This window comes from Mycolicibacterium bacteremicum, assembly GCF_002086115.1.
GTDB classification, from domain to species: domain Bacteria; phylum Actinomycetota; class Actinomycetes; order Mycobacteriales; family Mycobacteriaceae; genus Mycobacterium; species Mycobacterium bacteremicum.
Window position 1 is genome coordinate 40,264 of the sequence record NZ_MVHJ01000011.1, and the last position, 18,699, is coordinate 58,962.

The following is an 18,699-nucleotide window of genomic DNA, read 5'->3' on the forward strand; positions in this document are numbered from 1 at the left end:
CGTGGTCAAATCGGGAGGCGGCGACAGCACACTCACCGTGATGGTGGCGTTCGCCGCGAATCTGGCCGTCGCCGTGGCCAAGAGCTTCGCGGCGGTGGTCTCCGGGTCGGCATCGATGGTCGCCGAGGCCGCACATTCCTGGGCCGATGCCGGCAATGAGGTGTTCCTGCTCATCGCGACCCGGCGCAGCACCCGCAAGGCCGACCGGCGCCGGCCCCTCGGGTACGGCCGGGAGGCCTATGTCTGGTCGCTGCTCGCCGCCGTCGGGCTGTTCGTCGTCGGGGCGGCGGTGTCGATCTGGCACGGGGTCACCGAATTGCTGCACGGAGAGCAGGGCGCCGAGGATTACCGCATCGCCTATGTCGTCCTCGCGATCGCCTTCGTCCTGGAGGGGGTGTCCTGGTTGCAGGCCATCCGTCAATTGCGCAGCGACGCGCGGGCTTTCGACAGCGACGTGCTGCGGTACGCGTTCGAGACATCGGACCCGACGGTCCGCGCGGTGTTCGCCGAGGACAGCGCCGCGCTGATCGGTATCGTCATCGCCTTCGGCGGGATCCTGCTGCACCAGCTCACCGGCGATGTGGTGTGGGATGCGGTCGGCTCCATCCTGGTCGGTCTGTTGCTCGCCGTCGTCGCCGTGGTGCTGATCAACCGCAACCGGATCTTTCTGACCGGTGAGGGCGGACCGCCGCGGTTGCAGCAGGCGCTCTCGGAGCGGTTGGCGAGTTTTCCCGAGGTCGCCGGGGTCCGGTTCCTGCGGCCCGAGTTCATCGGCCCCAAACAGATCTTCGTGATCGCGAGCGTGGACCTGGTCGGCGATGCGGTCGAGTCGTCGGTGGCCCGCACGCTGCGCATGCTGGAGCACCGGTTCGAGGACTCCGCGCCGGAGATCATCGAGGTGGTGCTGACCGTTTCCGAGCCCGACGAAGCGGGTACCGAACCGTGGTGAGCGCAGATCCCAAGACCACCGAGTCAGATGCGGGTAAAGAGGGCGCCGAGGACGATGTCCTGAGCGACCCGGCCAAGGGGGCCGAGGATCGGTCGGACTGGACCGATGAGGGCGGCGCGCCGGCCGGCGAAGAGCACGCCTAACGCAGGTCCGCCAGCGCGGCCTGCGCCGCGTTGTATCCGGGGATGAAGGTGATGCCCGGGCCGCCGTGACACCCGGCGCTACCCAGGTACAGGCCGTCGATCGGGATGGGCTGGTCGAGATGGCCTTTCGGACCGGGTCGGTTCGGTCCCATCTGCTCGGGGTGGATCAGCCCGTGGCAGTAATCGCCCCCGGGGGCGCCGAACATGGTGCCCATGTGCTTCGGTGTGAACGTGGTGTGCCGGATGATGCGCCGCTCGAAATCCGGTGCCAGCCGGGTGATCTTGTCGATGACGCGCTGCCCCATCTGCGCCTTCAGATCGCCGTAGGACGCGTCGGACCCCTCGACCGGGAACCACAGCGAGAACGCCGACACCGCATGCTTACCGGGCGGGGCGAGGTCGGGATCCTGCACCGAGGGTAGTTGCATGGCGATCGCCGGGTCGGCCGGGACGATGCCGCGGCGGCAGTCCTCCCATTGCTGCTGCAGTTCCTCGGGGGTGTTGAACAGGCCGATCGCCGACTGCAGCGCAGGGTCGTTGAGCATGTCGTAGGGGTCGGCGAAGGTCGGTAGGCCATCGAGGGCGAAGTGCATCTGCAGATAGCTTCCGCGGTGGTCGACGCGGGCGAAGCGCTCACGCACCTCGCCCGGGAGCACACCGGGATCGAGCATCCCGGTGATGGTGGCATCGGGCGCGACGCCCGAAACGACGATCGGCGCGCTCAGCTGCGAGCCGTCCTCCAGTCGTACCCCGGTGACGCGACCGCCTGCGGTCAGGATCTCCTGCACCGTCGCCCGCAGCCGCAGCTCTCCTCCGCCGTCGACCAGCAGATCACGCAGATGTGTTGTCAGAGCACCTATCCCACCGCGCAGCTTCTTCATCAGCACGGCGTTCTCGTCGGGCACCGCCAGCCCGAAGGCCAGCGCGGCCGCGCTGCCCGGGGTGGCTGGAGCGCGGTAGGTGGTGTTGACCGCCAGGAAGGACAGCATGCCGCGCAGGGCGCCGTGCTTCTCGGCATCGGGCAGGTAGCGGTCGAGCACATCGGTGACCGAGCCGAACAGCATGTCGGTGATGGCGCCGCGTTCGAATTCGTTACCGGCGCAGGCATACATCTCGTCGAGGGTCTTGGGCGGCCGGCCGGCGTCGAACCGGCCCAGCGCGCGCGTCGGCGCCTGGCTCCAGGCCATCAGCCCGGCCATCCCGTTGACCGCTTCGGCACCGTGCACCTCGTTGAGGTGGGTGAGCAGTTTCATCGGGTCGGTGTAATAGATCACCGGATCGTCGCCGATACCGCGCAGCGATACCGACATCACCTCGACGTCGATGGTCGGCAGCGCGTCCAGCCCGAGCTCGCGGCTCACCACCGCCGATGTGGGGAACTGCAGCGACCCGGCGATCTCGAACCGGTAGCCATCGAAAAGCTCGACGGTGGAGGCCGTTCCGCCGGCATAGAGCTTGGCGTCCAGGCACAGGGTGCGCAGTCCCGCGCGTTGCAGCAGTGCGGCGGCGGCCAGACCGTTGTGGCCCGCACCGATGACGATGGCATCGAAGCTGTCCGACATTCACCGAGGCTGACACCCGGCACCACGTTTTGTCAATATTGACAAAACTTCTAGCGGGTCGGGATGACACCCGATTCCAGTGAGTCCAGCGCTGTGCGGCACAGCCGGGCCAACTCCGGTAGCGAGCGGTCCTCGGCGAGCATCCAGACCTCCATGGCGCCGAAGACCGCCGCCGCGATGCAGCGGGCGGCGACGGTGATCTGCAGGCGGTCATCGGCACTTTGCGCCGCCGGCAGATCGTGGCGCAGGTGCTCCTCGACGACCTCGGCGAACGACGCCTCGACCTGGCGGATGTGGCGGACGATGCGGCCGGGGTCCAGCTCATCAGAGCGCAGTTCGGCGATACGCGCGACGGCGTCCACGTCGTACGGCGATTCCAGGATGGCCGCGTGGACGGCTTCGACGATCGACTCGTCGGCGGAGCGGTGTGCCAGCGCGGTGCGGAACCACTCCAGACCGGCGTCGTAATCGACGAACAGCAGGTCATGCTTGGACGAGAAGTGCCGGTAGAAGGTGCGCAGCGACACCCCGGCGTCAGCGGCGATCTGCTCGGCGGAGGTGTCGTCGACGCCCTGGGCCAAGAAGCGCACCATCGCAGCCTGGCGCAGCGCGTCGCGGGTGCGCTCACTGCGTGCCGTCTGGGCGGGCCGAACCATCGGCTCAACGTACCCCAGACCGCTGGGTGCGCCGCCGGACCCGCGGCGGGCATTTCGTAGGCTCGCGGCAACGTTCCGAGGGGGGTCTCCACGTAGTGCGCGTGCATCATCTCAACTGCGGCAGCATGCCCGTTCCGACGGCACCGCTGGTCTGTCACGTCCTGTTGGTCGAGGCCGCCGACGGCCTGGTGCTGGTCGACAGCGGGTACGGGCTGCTCGACTGCGCCGAGCCCGCCCGTCGGCTCGGGCCCTTCCGGCACGCATCGCGCCCGGTGCTCGACCCGGCCGAAACCGCGGCACGGCAGGTGGAAGCGCTCGGCTACGCCCGCGGCGACGTCCGCCACATCGTGCTCACCCATTTCGACTTCGACCACATCGGCGGTCTCGCCGACTTTCCCGGCGCCCAGGTGCACGTCACCTCATCGGAGGCGGCCGCCGCCGTGCACTCCCCCTCGGCGCAGGAGCGGATGCGCTATCGCAGCATCCAGTGGGCGCACGGCCCCAAGCTCGTCGAGCACGATGCCGACGGCGAGCCCTGGCGCGGATTCGGCGCGGCCAAGCAGGTGCTCGACGGCATCGCACTGATTCCGCTGCCCGGGCACACCCGTGGGCATGCGTGCGTGGCGGTCGATGCCGGGCATCGCTGGGTGCTGCACTGCGGTGATGCGTTCTACCACCGCGGCAAGCTCGACGGCCAACCCATCCCGAAGATCCTGTCGATGGAGATGGTGCTGGCTTTCGACCGAAAGCAGGTGCGCGACAACCACGCCCGGCTCGCCGAGCTGGCCGCGCGCAACGAACCCGACCTGCTGATCGTCAATGCCCACGACCCGGTGCTGCTGGAGCAGGCGCGCGCAAGCGCCTAGTGCGGGGCCACCAGCGCGATCGTCGCGTCGACGGCTTCCTCGGTGATATCGCTCATGGTGCCGCCGTTCTCGACAGTGACGGCCGTCAGCTCGCGCAGTCCGCCCAGCAGCATGATGACCCGCTGGCGCGACACCGCTCCGATGCCGGCCTCGCGGAAACGTGGGCTGTCGACCAGGGCGTTCACCATCTCGATGAACTGCTCCATGAAATCGCGGGTGAGCGCGCGCCCGGCGGCGCCCAGCGATGGGCCGTCGCGGATCCAGCTCAGCGTCAGGTCGGGGCGGGACTCGCCGGAGGCGATCCAGGCCTCGATGGCCTGGCGGGCCTGCTCGCGCCACGGGGCGTCGGGATCGACGGCGGCCGATATCTGGCGCACCTGATCGGCGTTGGCCTCGGCCAGCAGCGCCATGAAGCACTCCTCCTTACTGGAGAAATGCTCGTAGAAGGTGCGTCGCGAGGTCCGGGCCCGCCGCACGATGTCGGCGATCGTCGTCTTGGCGTACCCGTCCTCGGCGATCGACGCCTCGCACGCGGCCAGCAGCCGGGTGCGGAAATCTGCACCGGCCGCGTCCGTCGTCACCCGGTCACCATAGAACGGCGATGGCGGCGGCGGTCACCGACAGCGCCCCGGCCGCATAGAACAGCGGACGTGGCACGGCCTGCCCGGTGCGACGCTGGCGGGCGCTGCCCATGCCCAGCACGCCACCGAGGATGATCAGCAGCACCAGCTTCGTGCCGATCTTCGGGTAGTTGAGCACCACACCCGCCGGCCACGGTGCGGCCAGCGCGAGGCCGGTGAGCAGCGACAGCAGCAGGCCGTAGTCCATCAGCCTGCTGACCCGGAATTCCCGGGCCACCGCCGCGGCCACCCAGGCGCCGAACGTGACGGCGAAGCCGACGATGTGCAGCAAGATAACTACATTGCGTAGTAGCTCCATGGCGGGAGCGTATCGCGCTCATCGGATCGGCGTGAGTGGGCTGAGGACATCCTTGATGAACTGCCCGATGTTGGTCTGCGGGTTGCCGTCCGGGAAGCTCACGGTGGCCAGGACGTTGGCTCCGGCGTCGACGAAGTTGGTGTCGGCGCGATCCTGATGCGTCGACGAGGTGACCAGGATGATGCCGGAGGTGTCCGCCTTCTCGGCCAGCGGGACGGAGAACCGGGCATTCTGCACGGTGCTGTTGGCCTTGTCCTCGACGATGATGCGGTTGCGCGGGAAGCCGAGCAGCTGCAGCAGGTTGCGCATCTCCCCGGCCTCGGTGCGGCCCTGGCGCGGGTTACCCCCGGTGACGATGATCGGCGACTGCGGGAACGCCTGCGCGATGGCCAGTCCGGTGAGCACCCGGGTGTAGAGGATGGGGCGCATCCAGCCGTCGGGCGTCAGGCCGTAACCGAGGATCACGATGGCCGGCTTGGAGAAATCCTTGCCCGCGGGTTGGGCCTGGGCCGGCGCGGCGAGGGCGAGTCCGAGCGCCAGCAGCACGGCGACAACGACGGCGGTCAGGCGATTGCGCTTTTCATCCCCGAATGAGTGCGGCACGACTGTTGATCGTGATCCGTGGGGAAGATGTTACGGAAATGACAATTTTGATCTGAGTGGCCAGGGCCGGGATCGAACCGGCGACCTTCCGCTTTTCAGGCGGACGCTCGTACCAACTGAGCTACCTGGCCGGAAGGCTCCGGCCTTTCGACCGGGATACCTCGCCGAGATGGCGACCCTGACGGGACTCGAACCCGCGACCTCCGCCGTGACAGGGCGGCGCGCTAACCAACTGCGCCACAGGGCCTTGCTCGTACTGCTGCACTCCGGTGTGTCACCACCGTCGTGCCGTACCCCCAACGGGATTCGAACCCGTGCTACCGCCGTGAAAGGGCGGCGTCCTAGGCCGCTAAACGATGGGGGCCTATCCGGATTTCTCCGGGCCGCTCTCAACGCCGGTGACGTTGGAAGCTTCGATAGCTTAGGACACAGCTGCGCGAAATCCCAAACCGGATACCCCCACTCGTCTGATCAGGGCGGCAAGTATCCTTTTTCACCACGCCCCTATAGCTCAGTCGGTAGAGCTACGGACTTTTAATCCGCAGGTCCCAGGTTCGAGCCCTGGTGGGGGCACCACACCTACTCCGGCCCGCGAGAGTGACGTTTCTGCGCTCGGACGGCCGCCGGGACCGCAAGAACGTCACTCTCGTGCCGCCGGGCCCGCTTTCAGCGGTCCTGCTTGGGCTTCGGCCCCTTCTCACCCTTGCGGTTCTCCCCATTGCCACGCCCAGGGGGCGGGCCTGGCGCGGGCGCCGGGGCGGGCGCGACGGTCGTGGTCGGAAGGACCGGCGGCGACGACACCGGCGCGACCGGAGACGGACTCGTCGTGCTCGACGGCGCCGGCGTGGGCGTCCCGGTGCGTGAGGCGGTGTCGACCAGGAACGCGGCGATGAGGATGAGCACGGCCACGATCGCACCGACCACCGCGAGCACCGTGCGGCGGCGACTGCGCGACCGCGGGGCCGCCACCATGACCGTGGCCGGGTCCGGCAGCGGCTGATCCAGCACCATCGTCGGCGGTCGCACCGACAGCGCCGCCAGCATCTGCCTGGCGTCGGCGAAGCGGTGGCGAGGATCGGGTGCGGTCGCCCGCTGGATCGCCGAGACCAGCGTCGCGTCGACATCCGGACGCAGGACGGCCAGGTTCTCGTGCGGCAGCGGGATGCGGCCGATGAGGGCCTCGGCGGCCAACACGCCCGCGGCGTACAGATCGTCGGCGGCGGTGGCCGGATGGCCGGCCAGCCGCTCGGGGCTTAGATAGCCCAGCGTGCCGAACAGCTGCCCCGTCATCGTCTGCCCGGATTCGGGGCTCTTCGCGATGCCGAAGTCGGCGATCTTGGCGCTGCCGGTGTCGGTGATCAGGATGTTGGCCGGCTTGACATCCCGGTGCAGGATGCCCGCGGCGTGCGCGGCGGCCAACGCGGACAGGATCTCCGACAGCAGCGCCCGTACCTGCGGCGGAGGCATCGGGCCCGCCGCGATCAGGTCGGCCAACGTCCGCCCCGAGAGGCGTTCCATCACGATGTAGGGCGTGCCGTCCTGCTCACCGCTGTCGTGCACGGCGACGATGTGCGGGTGGCTCAGGGCAGCCGCCGCGCGCGCCTCGGATTCGAACCGCTGCCGACTTCCGACCCGGGGGTCCATCAGCTTGATCGCCACCGGCCGGCCCAGGCGCGCATCCCAGCCGTCGTGGACCTCGGCCATGCCGCCGCGGCCGAGGAGTCCGCGAAGTTCGTAGCGACCGCCGAGGGGCTGCTGCATGCGGTCAACCGTAGACCGCGGCTGAACCTCAGACCTGCGGGCAGTAGAAGTTCGGGCTGCCGCGGTACTCCAGCGGCGGCAGGTTGCGGGCCGGGGTCTGTACCAACGGCGCATCGGCGGGCAGCCGGCCGGCGGCGCGATCCACCGCCGAGCGCTTACGCGGATGCATCAGCGAGCGCTTGGGCAGCACCTTGCCCGCGACGGTGATGACCTCGCACAGCCGGTCGTGCAGGAACTGCTGGCGCGGCGTCCAGGTGTACCCCATCAGTTCGCGGACCGGCTCGTCGTAGAGGGCGACGGTCATGAACGTCAGGAAGCGCTGCATCACCTTCAGGTTCAGCTTCCACAACGGATCCGGAATCCATTGCAGCGAAGGGTGTTTGGGCATAGTCGACAGGTCCATCACGGTGACCGCCGCCCAGTTGCGCTCCAGCACATGGGTGCACATGTGGTCCCAGTAGGCCTCGAACTCCTCCCAGGACTTCGGTACCGGCCGCATACTCATGCCGTACATCCGGTACCACTGCACGTGCTCGTCGAACAGCTGCCGCTTGTCGGCGAGTGAGATGCCACCGCCGAACTTCTCGGCGGCCAACAGGGTCGACTTGAAGAAGGTCGCGTGCGCCCAGTAGAAGACGTCCGGATTGAGCGCGCTGTAGCGGCGGCCCTGCTTGTCCGTGCCCTTGATGCCGATGTGGTAATCGCGGACCTCCGCGCCGGTCTGTGGGGCACGGTCACCGTCGAAGACCACCCCGCCGATCGGGTAGATCGAGCGCAGCAGCCGCGGGATGCGCTCGATGAAGAAGATCGAGTGTTCCTCGACCGCGGCCCCGAGTTGTGGGTGCATGTTCTGCATCGAGCCGGCCCAGGTGCCTTGGAACAGACCCGTCCACTGGCCGAAGTACTTCCAGGTCAGCGAATCGGGGCCGAGCGGGACGGCGTCGTAACCCGTACTGACGGGACAGCCGGCGGCCGCAGCGGAATCGCTGGTCACCGGGCATGTCTCGGACGTATCTTGAGTCACTGGCGACCTTCCGTTCGAGTCGGGAATCAATTCTGACTACACCCGTTGTCATTACGCAGCTTAGGAGTGATGTGCCGTCCGGTCAACGACGTGGTCGATGGTCCGGCGTTCCCCTGCAGGACCGCCAGGCATTGCGCCGCAACGAACTGATCACCGCGGGCATCGCACTGCTCGGTGGCGCCGCCGGGCCGGCGCTGACGGTGCGCGCGGTCTGCCGCGCGGCGGGCCTGACCGAGCGCTACTTCTACGAAAGCTTCACCGACCGCGATGTTTTCGTCCGCGCGGTCTATGACGAGGTGTGCGGCGCGGCGATGACGACGTTGCTGTCGGCCCAGACTCCGCGGGCCGCCGTCGAGCAGTTCGTCGAGTTGATGGTCGACGACCCGACTCGCGGCCGGGTGCTGCTGCTGGCCCCCGAACGCGAACAGGTGCTGGTCAAATCCGGCGCCGAGTGGATGCCCGACTTCATCGCGCTCATCCAGCGCAAGCTGACCCAGATCGCCGATCCGTCGGTGCAGGCCATGGTGGCCACCGGCCTGGTCGGCGCGCTGACCGCCCTGTTCACCGCCTACCTGGACGGCCGCCTGAGCGCGACCCGCGACCAGTTCGTGGATTACTGCAGCAAGTTGTTGCTCGCCCGCGCCGCCGCGCACTGATCACGGTGGACTTACCCAAAAGACGGGTAACCGTTATGCGACTCACGTTGACGGAACTTGAATGTCACCGAAAGACACAGATATATTGAGTGCAACCACCAGGTACAGATAAATCGGAGGGTCCATGATCAAGGAACTGACCGATCTGCAGCTTCTGCACGAGCTGGAGCCCGTCGTCGAGAAGCAGATCAACCGGCACCTGACCATGCGCAAGGACTGGAACCCCCACGACTACATCCCGTGGTCGGACGGCAAGAACTTCTACGCCCTCGGCGGCGAGGAGTGGCATCCCGAGCAGTCCAAGCTGTCCGAGGTCGCCCGGGTCGCGATGATCACCAACCTGCTGACCGAGGACAACCTGCCCTCGTACCACCGCGAGATCGCGATGAACTTCAGCATGGACGGCCCGTGGGGCTACTGGGTCAACCGCTGGACCGCCGAGGAGAACCGGCACGGCATCGCGCTGCGCGACTACCTGCTGGTCACCCGCGCCATCGACCCGATCGAGCTCGAGGAGCTGCGCGTCGAGCAGGTCACCCGGGGCTTCTCACCCGGCCAGAACCAGCAGGGCGGCGATGAGCTGTTCGCCCAGAGCCTGTTCGACTCGGTGATCTACGTGACCTTCCAGGAGCTGGCCACCCGCGTCTCGCACCGCAACACCGGCAAGGCGTGCAACGAGCCGATCGCCGACCAGCTGCTGGGCCGGATCTCGGCCGACGAGAACCTGCACATGATCTTCTACCGCGACGTCTCCGCCGCCGGGCTGGACATCGCGCCGAACCAGGCGATGAAGGCACTGCACAAGGTGCTGACCAACTTCAAGATGCCCGGGTACACGATCCCCGACTTCCGCCGCAAGGCCGTCGTGATCGCCACCGGTGGTGTGTATGACCCGCGCATCCACCTCGACGACATCGTGATGCCGGTGCTCAAGAAGTGGCGCATCCTGGAGCGCGACGACTTCACCGGCGAGGGCGCCAAGCTGCGCGACGAGATCGGTGAGCACGTCCGTGAGCTCGAGGAGACCTGCGAGAAGTTCGAGATCGCCAAGGAACGCCGGCTGGAGCGGGAGCGCAAGGTCGCCGAGAAGAAGGCGATGAAGAACCTGCTGGTGAGCTCCTCCGCCGCCGGATGACGCTGCTCGACAACCCGACGACGGCCCGGTCTGCCCTGCAGATCGGGCCGATCGCGTTGCGTTCTCCGGTGGTGCTGGCCCCGATGGCCGGTGTCACCAATGTCGCCTTCCGCACGCTGTGCCGCGAACTGGAGGTGGCCCGCGCCGGCACCATCAGCGGTCTGTACGTGTGCGAGATGGTGACCGCCCGGGCGCTGGTGGAGCGCCATCCGGTCACCATGCACATGACCACGTTCGCCCCCGACGAGTCGCCGCGGTCGCTGCAGCTCTACACCGTCGACCCGGAGACCACCTACCGCGCGGCGAAGATGATCGCCGACGAGGGCCTGGCCGATCACCTCGACATGAACTTCGGCTGCCCGGTACCCAAGGTCACCAAGCGCGGCGGCGGCGCCGCCATCCCGTTCAAGCGCCGGCTGTTCGGCCAGATCGTCGCCGCCGCCGTGCGCGGTGTGTCCGGCACCTCGATCCCGGTCACCGCGAAGTTCCGGGTCGGCATCGACGATGAGCACACCACCCATCTCGACGCCGGCCGGATCGCCGAGCAGGAGGGTGCGGCCGCCGTCGCCCTGCACGCCCGCACCGCGGCCCAGCGGTACTCGGGGGCTGCGGACTGGTCACGCATCGCCGAACTCAAGGCGCACGTGACCGGCATTCCGGTGCTCGGCAACGGTGACATCTTCGACGCCCGCGATGCGCTGACCATGATGTCGCAGACCGGGTGTGACGGAGTCGTCATCGGGCGCGGTTGCCTGGGCCGGCCGTGGCTGTTCGCCGAACTGTCCGCCGCGTTCAACGGCCATCCCATCCCCACCCCGCCGACGCTCGGCGAGGTCGCCGACATCGTCCGCCGCCATGGTGAACTGTTGGCCGCCCACTTCGGCGAGGACAAGGGCATGCGCGACATCCGCAAGCATGTCGCCTGGTACCTGCACGGCTTTCCGGCCGGTGCCGACCTGCGACGGGCATTGGCGCTGGTGAAGACCCTCGATGAGCTGGACACGCTGCTGGACGAACTCGACCGGGAGGTGCCCTTCCCGGAGGTCGCCGGCGGCCCGCGCGGCCGTCAGGGCTCCCCGGCGTCGGTGTCGCTGCCCGAGGGCTGGCTCGACGATCCCGATGACGACACCGTGCCCGAGGCGGCCGATGTCATGCACTCCGGCGGCTGAGCCGAGATGGTTACGAGACTGCTCCGTCACATCGCTGCGCTGGCCGACGCTCAGGTTGCCTCAGTACGATGAGGGCCCACGTGCCCGGTCTCCGCTGGCGGATCCGGGCATGGGCCTGCTACAAGAAGTAGTGCTGTTTGATCGCACAGCAGCTGGGCAGCCCACACGACACCGTGCGCAACGGCGCGCACGCACCCCTCGAGTCGAAGGCCGGTAGGACATGAGTGACGGCGACAACGCCACTCCTGGCCGGCCCGACCGTGCGCGGGGCGACAATGACCGGCTTACCCGATCCGAGCGGTCCAAACCAGGCGCCGCGCCGTGGGAGCGGGCGGCCGCCTCCGTGCCGCCCGCCGATTCCGGTAACCACACCGACGGTGTCACCGTCGCCGACCTGATCGCCAAGCTGGCCGCCGACAAGCCGGACACCCCCGGACGGTCCCGGCACCGCGCCGAGGACGATGGCACCGACGAGACCCCCGACATCGCGCCCGAGACGGCGGCCGAGATCACCGACCCCGTCGAGCCGATCGACGCCGTCATCTTCGAACCCGACGCCCCGGACCGCCCCGGCACCACCGAGCCGCCGACCGAGGTCATGTACGTCCCGTCGGCCTACGCCCCGGAACTGCCGGACCTGACCGCCGAGCGGCCCCCGCTGCACGCCGTGCGGCCCCGCAGCCACTCCCATCGCACCGCGCGCACCGCCGGCCGGGTGGCCGCCGCGTTGGCCGCGGTGTGCGCGCTGGTGCTGACCGGCGGCGCCTGGCAGTGGCAGTCGATGAAGAACAACAGCCTCAACCAGGTGTCGGCACTGGACCCCAACTCGCGCGATATCGTCGACCCGAACAAGCAGTTCGGTGACGAGAACTTCCTGATCGTGGGCACGGACACCCGCATCGGGGCCAACGCCGAGATCGGCGCGGGGACCACCGACGATGCGGCGGGCGCGCGGTCGGACACGATCATGCTGGTGAACATCCCGGCGGACCGTAAACGCGTCGTCGCCGTCTCCTTCCCACGTGATCTGTCCATCACCCCGATGAAATGCGAGCCGTGGGATCCCGAGACCGGCGTGTACGGACCCATCACCGACGAGAACTCGCCGATGTACGGCCTCGAGGAGGCCTACACCGAGACGAAGCTGAACTCCGCCTACGCCGTCGGCGGGCCCAAGTGCCTGGTCAAGGTCATCCAGAAGCTGTCCGGCCTGTCGGTCAACCGGTTCATGGCCATCGACTTCAACGGCTTCGCCAAGATGGTCGACGCCCTGGGCGGGGTCGAGGTGTGCAGCACCACCCCGCTGGAGGACTACGAGCTGGGCACCGTGCTGGCCAACCCGGGCCGGCAGATGGTCGACGGGCACACCGCCCTGAACTACGTGCGCGCCCGCCAGGTGACCACCGAGTTCAACGGCGACTACGGCCGGATCAAGCGCCAGCAACTGTTCCTGTCCTCGCTACTGCGCTCGATGATCTCCAAAGAGGTCTTCTTCAGTCTTTCCAAGCTCAACAACGTGGTCAACATGTTCATCGAGGACAGCTACGTCGACAACATCAAGACCAAGGACCTCGTCGACCTCGGCCAGTCGGTCCAGGGCGTCAACGCCGGCCGCATCACCTTCGTCACCGTGCCCACCACCGGCTACGCCGATGAGTACGGCAACGAGCAGCCCCGCGTCGATGACATGGCCGCCCTGTTCGACGCGATCATCAACGACGACCCGCTGCCCGAAGAACGCAATGTCGACAACACCCCGGCACCGGCCGCCCCCGAAACCCACGGCGGCACAACCGCGCCCACTCAGACCGACGGGCCGGAGACGCTCGACGCGGTGACCACCGACCCGAGCGCGGTGACCGTGCGGGTGTCCAACTCCACCGGCGAGTCCGGTCTGGCCGCCAATGCCGCCTCGGTGCTCCAGCAGCACGGCTTCAACGTCGACACCCCGGACGACTACCCGGGGCCGCTGGACTCCACGACGGTGTTCTTCTCCCCCGGCAACGAGCAGGCCGCAGCAACCGTCGCCTCGTCCTTCCACAACGCCACCATCGAGCGGACCACCGGCATGGGCGACGTCGTGCGGGTGGTGCTGGGCTCCGATTTCAGCTCCGTCACACCGCCGTCGCCCAGCGGCTCCACCGTCCAGGTGCGACTGCTGCGCGGCACGTCCAGCAGCACCACCACCGAGCTTCCCGAGGACCTCACCGTCACCAACGCGGCCGACACGACCTGCGAATAAAGCAGGACCGTGGGCGCGAAGGGCATTCACCTTTCGTTCACCTGTGGAATCGTGACCTGGAAGCTCAGCAACCGTAAGGTATTCCCATGCGTACTGCGTACCAAGAACAACTGTCTTCCTTGACCGTTCAGCTCGGCGAGATGGCCGGTCTGGCCGGCGTGGCGATGGAACGCGCGACCCAGTCCCTGCTGCAGGCCGACCTGGCGCTGGCCGAGCAGGTCATCTCCGAACAGGACCGGCTCGGCGAGATCCGGGTGCGTGCCGAGGAAGCCGCCTTCATGCTGCTGGCCCTGCAGGGCCCGGTCGCCGGAGACCTGCGCGCCATCGTCAGCGGCATCCAGATCATCGCCGATATCGACCGGATGGGTGCGCTGGCCCTGCACGTGGCCAAGATCGCCCGCCGCCGCCACCCGCAGCATGCGCTGCCCGAGGAGGTGAACGGCTACTTCGCCGAGATGGGCCGTGTCGCAGTGGAATTGGCCCACAGTGCCCGCGAGGTGCTGGACACCCTCGACCCGGAGAAGGCCGCCCAGATCCGCGATGAGGACGATGCGATGGACGATCTGCACCGTCACCTGTTCTCGGTGCTGATGGACAAGGACTGGAAGCACGGCGTCACCGCCGCAGTCGATGTCACGCTGCTGAGCCGCTTCTACGAGCGCTTCGCCGACCACGCGGTCGAGATCTCGCGCCGGGTGATCTTCACCGCCACCGGTGAGCTGCCCGACGACAATCTGGCCGAACCGCAGTAGCGCTATACCTGCGACAAGGGCCGATCCCGTCCGGGATCGGCCCTTGTCGTTTCGGGGCACCGGCTCGCGAGCGACCCCGGACTGCCCGCCGGGCGCGGCGTGTCACGAACCTACACGGTCGCTCGCCGTGCGGTCCGTGCGCCGGAAAAGCACTGCGCGGCACCGGCCGTAGCCGATGCCGCGCAGGTGAAGCGTCGAGCTAGCCGAACCGGCCCGAGATGTAGTCCTCGGTCGCCTTCTTGGTCGGGTTGGAGAAGATCTTCTCGGTGTCGTCGATCTCGATGAGCTGTCCGGGCTTACCGGTGGCCTCGAGGTTGAAGAACGCCGTCTGATCGGAAACCCGGGCGGCCTGCTGCATGTTGTGCGTGACGATCACGATGGTGAAGTCCTGCTTGAGCTCCGAGATCAGATCCTCGATCGCCAGCGTCGAGATGGGATCCAGGGCCGAACACGGCTCGTCCATCAGCAGCACATCGGGCTGCACGGCGATGGCACGGGCGATGCAGAGCCGCTGCTGCTGACCACCGGACAGGCCGCCACCGGGCTTGTCGAGGCGGTCCTTGACCTCGTTCCACAGGTTGGCGCCCTTGAGCGAGCGCTCGGTGACCTCGTCGAGGGTCTTCTTGCTGCGCACCCCCTGCAGCTTCAGCCCGGCCACCACGTTGTCACGAATCGACATGGTGGGGAACGGGTTCGGGCGCTGGAACACCATGCCGATGGTCTTACGCACACCCACCGGGTCGACACCCGAGCCGTAGATGTCGTCGCCGTCGAGCAGCACCGAGCCCTTGACGTAGGCACCCGGGATGACCTCGTGCATGCGGTTGAGCGTGCGCAGCACGGTCGACTTACCGCAGCCCGAGGGGCCGATGAACGCGGTCACGCTGCGCGGTTCCACCGACAGCGAGACGTTCTGCACGGCGTGGAAGGCGCCGTAGTAGATGTTGACGTCTTTCAGATCGAGGCGCTTGGCCATCTCAGATACTCCTAAACCTTTTTCGGGGCAAAGAACTTGGCGATGAATCGCGCGCCGACATTGAGCAGTGCGATCAGGACGACGAGCGTGAGCGCCGCGCCCCAGAGCCGGTCGGTCGGGACCGGGTTGGCACCGGCGCCGGCCGATGTCTGGTCGAACATCATGCCGGGCAGCGAGCCCATGAAACCGCTGAACATGTCGAAGTTGATGGCCTGTGCGTAGCCCACCAGGATCAGCAGCGGCGCGGTCTCACCCATGACACGGGCCAACGACAGCAGGATGCCGGTGACGATGCCCGACAGCGCGGTCGGCACCACGATCGCCGAGATGGTCTTCCACTTCGGCACGCCCAGTGCATAACTGGCCTCGCGCAGGTCCATCGGCACGATGCGCAGCATCTCCTCGGTGGAACGCACGATCACCGGGATCATCAGCAGCACCAGCGCCAACGAGACCGCGAAGCCCGAACGCTGGAAGCCGAAGGTGGCCACCCACAGCGCGTAGATGAACAGCGCCGCCACGATCGAGGGCACACCGGTGAGGATGTCGACCATGAAGGTGGTGATCTTGCCCAGGCGCGTCCCGCCGCCGTACTCCACCAGATAGATGGCGACGAAGATGCCGATCGGGATGGAGATGATCGCGCAGATCAGCGCCTGCAGCAGCGAGCCGACGATCGCGTGGTAGGCGCCACCACCGGCGGCGAAGGCCGTCATACCGGCCTGCGAATTCATCCACCAGGTGCTCGAGGTGACCACCCCGATGCCCTTGGACACCACGGTCCACAGCACCCAGATCAGCGGGATGATCGCGATGACGACCGAGGCGGTGACCAGCACCGTGGCCAGGTTGTCGGTGAACTTGCGTCGGCCGCTGACCCCCTGGAAGGTGGGTGCCTTGACCGGCTTCTCCAGCGCTGCGGTCATGATGCGGACCTGTCCTTTCCGGAGACCGCGGCACGCGCCAGCGAGTTCACCACGAACGTGAGGATGAACAGCACCAGGCCGGCCGCGATATAGGCGCCCGCCTTGTACTGGTCGTTGAATTCCGATGCCGCCGAGGCGATCTTGCTGGCGAAGGTGAAGCCACCGTCGAACAGCGACCAGCCGAAGGCGGTCTGGGTGCCGCGCAGGATGATCAGCAGCGCAATCGTCTCGCCGAGTGCGCGACCCAGGCCCAGCATGGCGCCGGAGATGTAGCCGGACATGCCGAACGGCAGCACCGTGGTCCGCACGACCTCCCAGCGGGTGGCGCCGAGCGCCAACGCGGCCTCGATCTGACCGCGCGGCGTCTGGACGAACACCTCGCGGGTGACCGCGGTGATGATCGGCAGGATCATCACCGCCAGCACGATGCCGGCGGTGAAGATGGTGCCGCCACCGGCGACCGAGGCGTTACCGGTGGAGAACAGGAACAGCCAGCTCATGTTCTCGTTGAGCCACACCGCGACCGGCTTGATGGCCGGCGCCAGCACGTAGAGGCCCCACACGCCGTAGATGATCGAGGGCACCGCGGCCAGCAGGTCGACCATGTAGGCCAGCGGGCCCTTGACCCGCTTGTGCGCGTAGTTGGTCAGGTAGATCGCGATGCCCAGGGCGATGGGCATCGCGATCACCAGGGCGAACACCGACACGAACACGGTGACCTGGAGCAGGTCCAGGATGCCGAAGCTCATCGCCGAGGTGTCGGTGGTGACCCAGTTGCCACCGAAGAGGAAGAAGTTCTCCTCGTTGCGCTGCAGCGCCGGGATCGCGCGCCACAGCAGGAAGAAGCCGATCGCGGCGATGATCGCGATGATCAGGACGCCGGAGCCGGTGGCCAGGCCGCTGAAGATGCGGTCGCCCGGGCGCACCTTGGCGTTCTTCGACGGATTCGTCGAGATCGGGGTGGGCTCGGGGAAGGGTGCGGCCAGTGCCTCACCCGACCCCGAGTCGGCTGGATTCGGAATAGTCACTGAGTTCCCGTCTGAACCCTTGTCGATACCTTTGAAAGTCATGCGTCAGGCACCCATCCTCGCCTCGAATTCGCCGATGTGCCAGTGAACTAGGCAGCCGGCCCGATGGCCTCGATGGAGGTCAGCAGACGCTCCTTGAACTTCTCGGGCAGCGGCACGTAGCCGGCGTCGGACAGGCCGGCCTGGCCGTCGTTGGCGGCCACCGTCAGGAAGGACTTGACGGCCGCGGCGGTCTCGGCGTCGTAGCCGTTGGAGCAGACGACCTCGTAGGTGGCCAGCACCAGCGGGTAGGCACCGGACTCCTGGGTGCCGTACAGCGAGGCCAGATCCAGGGTCAGATCGTTGCCCTCGGCGGCGAACTTGGCGGCGTCGATCGCCTTGCCCGCGGACTCGTCGGTCAGTTCCACCGCGCCGCTGCCGTTGTCGATCTGGGCGTAGGGAATGCCGGCCTGGTCGGCGAAGCCCTTCTCGACGTAACCGATGGCGCCCGGGGTGGCCTGCACGGCCTGCGCGACGCCCGCGGACTTCTGCGCGCCCTCGCCGGCGCCGCCCTGGAACTCGCTGCCGTCACCCTTGGTCCAGGCGCCGCCCGAAGCCGCCTCCAGGTACTTCTGGAAGTTGTCGGTGGTGCCCGAGGAGTCGGAGCGGAAGATGGGGGTGATGTTGGTGTCGGGCAGGGTCTTGCCCTCGTTCAGCGCGGTGATGGCGGGATCGTTCCACTTGGTGATCTGGCCCTGGAAGATCTTGGCCAGCAGGTCACCGTTGAGCACCAGCCCGTCGACGCCCTCGATGTTGTAGGCCATCGCGATGGGCCCGAAGACCAGCGGCAGGTTCCACGCCTCGTTGCCACCGCAGCGCTGGGCGGCCTGCTGGGCCTGCTCTTCCTTGATCGCCGAGTCCGAGCCGGCGAAATCGACGTTGCCCGCGACGAACTGCTCGCGGCCGGCACCGGAGCCGGTCGGGTTGTAGGACAGGTTCTTGCCCTGGCACTTCTGGCTCCACACCTGGTTGAACAGCGCGATGGCGTTCTGCTGGGCGGTCGAGCCCTCGGCGGTGATCGAGTTCTTGCCGCCGCAGTCGGCGGCCGACGCGGAGCCGGTCTCCGAACCGCTGCCCGCCGTGGTGCCGGCGTTGTTGTCGCTACCGCACGCGGTCAGCGTGAGGGCGGCGATTGCGGTCGCCGACAGTGCCATGCCGATGTTGAGCTTCACGAATCCCACTTTCCTATTGACGGCTTCAGACTCCGTGGCAACGTATTCGGCCGCGATGGACGGTCTGGGGACGGAAAGTGAACGAGGGGTGAACAGGTACA

The 18,699-nt window shown here is 67.6% G+C and carries 19 protein-coding genes and 4 tRNA genes; 9 read left to right on the top strand and 14 right to left on the bottom strand.

Annotation, left to right across the window (positions count from 1 at the left end):
- Positions 1-40: 40 nt before the first annotated feature.
- Both BST17_RS14835 and BST17_RS29305 read left to right on the top strand, forming a co-directional pair.
- Positions 41-949, top strand: coding sequence for a cation diffusion facilitator family transporter (locus tag BST17_RS14835; protein ID WP_083059585.1), 909 nt, complete (start codon positions 41-43; stop codon positions 947-949).
- Positions 946-1,092 carry a hypothetical protein gene (locus BST17_RS29305; RefSeq protein WP_165762282.1) on the top strand — a complete coding sequence of 49 codons (147 nt, stop codon included), beginning with the start codon at positions 946-948 and terminating at the stop codon, positions 1,090-1,092. Before BST17_RS14835 ends, BST17_RS29305 begins: the two co-directional genes overlap by 4 nt.
- Here the strand turns inward: BST17_RS29305 and BST17_RS14840 are convergent.
- Both BST17_RS14840 and BST17_RS14845 read right to left on the bottom strand, forming a co-directional pair.
- Positions 1,089-2,654, bottom strand: a complete 1,566-nt coding sequence (locus BST17_RS14840; RefSeq protein WP_083059360.1) for a phytoene desaturase family protein — start codon at positions 2,652-2,654, stop codon at positions 1,089-1,091. The genes BST17_RS29305 and BST17_RS14840 overlap by 4 nt on opposite strands.
- A 50-nt stretch (positions 2,655-2,704) precedes the next feature.
- Complete coding sequence (locus BST17_RS14845) at positions 2,705-3,310, bottom strand: TetR/AcrR family transcriptional regulator (protein WP_083059362.1); 606 nt, start codon at positions 3,308-3,310, stop codon at positions 2,705-2,707.
- Positions 3,311-3,405: 95 nt separating this feature from the next.
- Between BST17_RS14845 and BST17_RS14850 the strand changes: the two genes are divergently transcribed.
- Positions 3,406-4,176, top strand: coding sequence for an MBL fold metallo-hydrolase (locus tag BST17_RS14850; RefSeq protein ID WP_083059363.1), 771 nt, complete (start codon positions 3,406-3,408; stop codon positions 4,174-4,176).
- Here the strand turns inward: BST17_RS14850 and BST17_RS14855 are convergent.
- The 6 genes from BST17_RS14855 to BST17_RS14880 form a co-directional block, all read right to left on the bottom strand.
- Positions 4,173-4,757, bottom strand: coding sequence for a TetR/AcrR family transcriptional regulator (locus BST17_RS14855; protein WP_083059365.1), 585 nt, complete (start codon positions 4,755-4,757; stop codon positions 4,173-4,175). The genes BST17_RS14850 and BST17_RS14855 overlap by 4 nt on opposite strands.
- A gap of 4 nt (positions 4,758-4,761) precedes the next feature.
- Complete coding sequence (locus tag BST17_RS14860; RefSeq protein ID WP_083059367.1) at positions 4,762-5,115, bottom strand: Fe-S protein; 354 nt, start codon at positions 5,113-5,115, stop codon at positions 4,762-4,764.
- A gap of 18 nt (positions 5,116-5,133) precedes the next feature.
- Positions 5,134-5,718 carry a YdcF family protein gene (locus BST17_RS14865; protein ID WP_109750145.1) on the bottom strand — a complete coding sequence of 195 codons (585 nt, stop codon included), beginning with the start codon at positions 5,716-5,718 and terminating at the stop codon, positions 5,134-5,136.
- A 57-nt stretch (positions 5,719-5,775) separates the two neighbouring features.
- Positions 5,776-5,849 (bottom strand) — tRNA-Phe (locus tag BST17_RS14870).
- Between the two features lie 39 nt (positions 5,850-5,888).
- Positions 5,889-5,965, bottom strand: a tRNA-Asp gene (locus tag BST17_RS14875).
- A 44-nt stretch (positions 5,966-6,009) separates the two neighbouring features.
- Positions 6,010-6,082 (bottom strand) — tRNA-Glu (locus BST17_RS14880).
- 136 nt (positions 6,083-6,218) lie between these two features.
- On the opposite strand from BST17_RS14880, the gene BST17_RS14885 reads away from it, so the two are divergent.
- Positions 6,219-6,294, top strand: a tRNA-Lys gene (locus tag BST17_RS14885).
- Positions 6,295-6,384: 90 nt separating this feature from the next.
- Here BST17_RS14885 and BST17_RS14890 read toward each other — a convergent pair.
- Entirely contained in the window at positions 6,385-7,479 is a 1,095-nt protein-coding gene (locus BST17_RS14890) for a serine/threonine-protein kinase (RefSeq protein ID WP_083059369.1), read from the bottom strand.
- Between the two features lie 28 nt (positions 7,480-7,507).
- The gene (locus tag BST17_RS14895; RefSeq protein ID WP_083059371.1) at positions 7,508-8,503 is read right to left on the bottom strand and encodes an oxygenase MpaB family protein; all 996 of its coding nucleotides are present in this window, start codon (positions 8,501-8,503) and stop codon (positions 7,508-7,510) included.
- 71 nt (positions 8,504-8,574) lie between these two features.
- On the opposite strand from BST17_RS14895, the gene BST17_RS14900 reads away from it, so the two are divergent.
- The 5 genes from BST17_RS14900 (at position 8,575) to phoU (ending at position 14,457) form a co-directional block, all read left to right on the top strand.
- Positions 8,575-9,159 carry a TetR/AcrR family transcriptional regulator gene (locus BST17_RS14900; protein ID WP_083059373.1) on the top strand — a complete coding sequence of 195 codons (585 nt, stop codon included), beginning with the start codon at positions 8,575-8,577 and terminating at the stop codon, positions 9,157-9,159.
- Between the two features lie 124 nt (positions 9,160-9,283).
- Entirely contained in the window at positions 9,284-10,294 is a 1,011-nt protein-coding gene (locus BST17_RS14905) for an acyl-ACP desaturase (protein WP_083059375.1), read from the top strand.
- Positions 10,291-11,463, top strand: a complete 1,173-nt coding sequence (gene dusB, locus BST17_RS14910; protein ID WP_407937750.1) for a tRNA dihydrouridine synthase DusB — start codon at positions 10,291-10,293, stop codon at positions 11,461-11,463. Before BST17_RS14905 ends, dusB begins: the two co-directional genes overlap by 4 nt.
- A 220-nt stretch (positions 11,464-11,683) precedes the next feature.
- On the top strand, positions 11,684-13,705 hold the full coding sequence (locus BST17_RS14915) for an LCP family protein (RefSeq protein ID WP_083059377.1): 2,022 nt from the start codon (positions 11,684-11,686) through the stop codon (positions 13,703-13,705).
- A gap of 86 nt (positions 13,706-13,791) precedes the next feature.
- Entirely contained in the window at positions 13,792-14,457 is a 666-nt protein-coding gene (gene phoU / locus BST17_RS14920; protein WP_083059379.1) for a phosphate signaling complex protein PhoU, read from the top strand.
- 199 nt (positions 14,458-14,656) lie between these two features.
- Here the strand turns inward: phoU and pstB are convergent, their stop codons facing one another.
- From pstB to pstS, 4 genes are read right to left on the bottom strand one after another with little or no spacing between them, the layout of a single operon-like run.
- Positions 14,657-15,433 carry a phosphate ABC transporter ATP-binding protein PstB gene (gene pstB / locus BST17_RS14925; RefSeq protein WP_083059381.1) on the bottom strand — a complete coding sequence of 259 codons (777 nt, stop codon included), beginning with the start codon at positions 15,431-15,433 and terminating at the stop codon, positions 14,657-14,659.
- Between the two features lie 11 nt (positions 15,434-15,444).
- A complete protein-coding gene (gene pstA, locus BST17_RS14930) occupies positions 15,445-16,359 on the bottom strand; it encodes a phosphate ABC transporter permease PstA (RefSeq protein WP_083059383.1) in 915 nt (304 codons plus the stop codon).
- The gene (pstC, locus tag BST17_RS14935) at positions 16,356-17,429 is read right to left on the bottom strand and encodes a phosphate ABC transporter permease subunit PstC (RefSeq protein ID WP_083059385.1); all 1,074 of its coding nucleotides are present in this window, start codon (positions 17,427-17,429) and stop codon (positions 16,356-16,358) included. Before pstC ends, pstA begins: the two co-directional genes overlap by 4 nt.
- 47 nt (positions 17,430-17,476) lie before the next feature.
- Positions 17,477-18,580, bottom strand: a complete 1,104-nt coding sequence (gene pstS / locus BST17_RS14940) for a phosphate ABC transporter substrate-binding protein PstS (RefSeq protein WP_083059591.1) — start codon at positions 18,578-18,580, stop codon at positions 17,477-17,479.
- Positions 18,581-18,699: the final 119 nt, after the last annotated feature.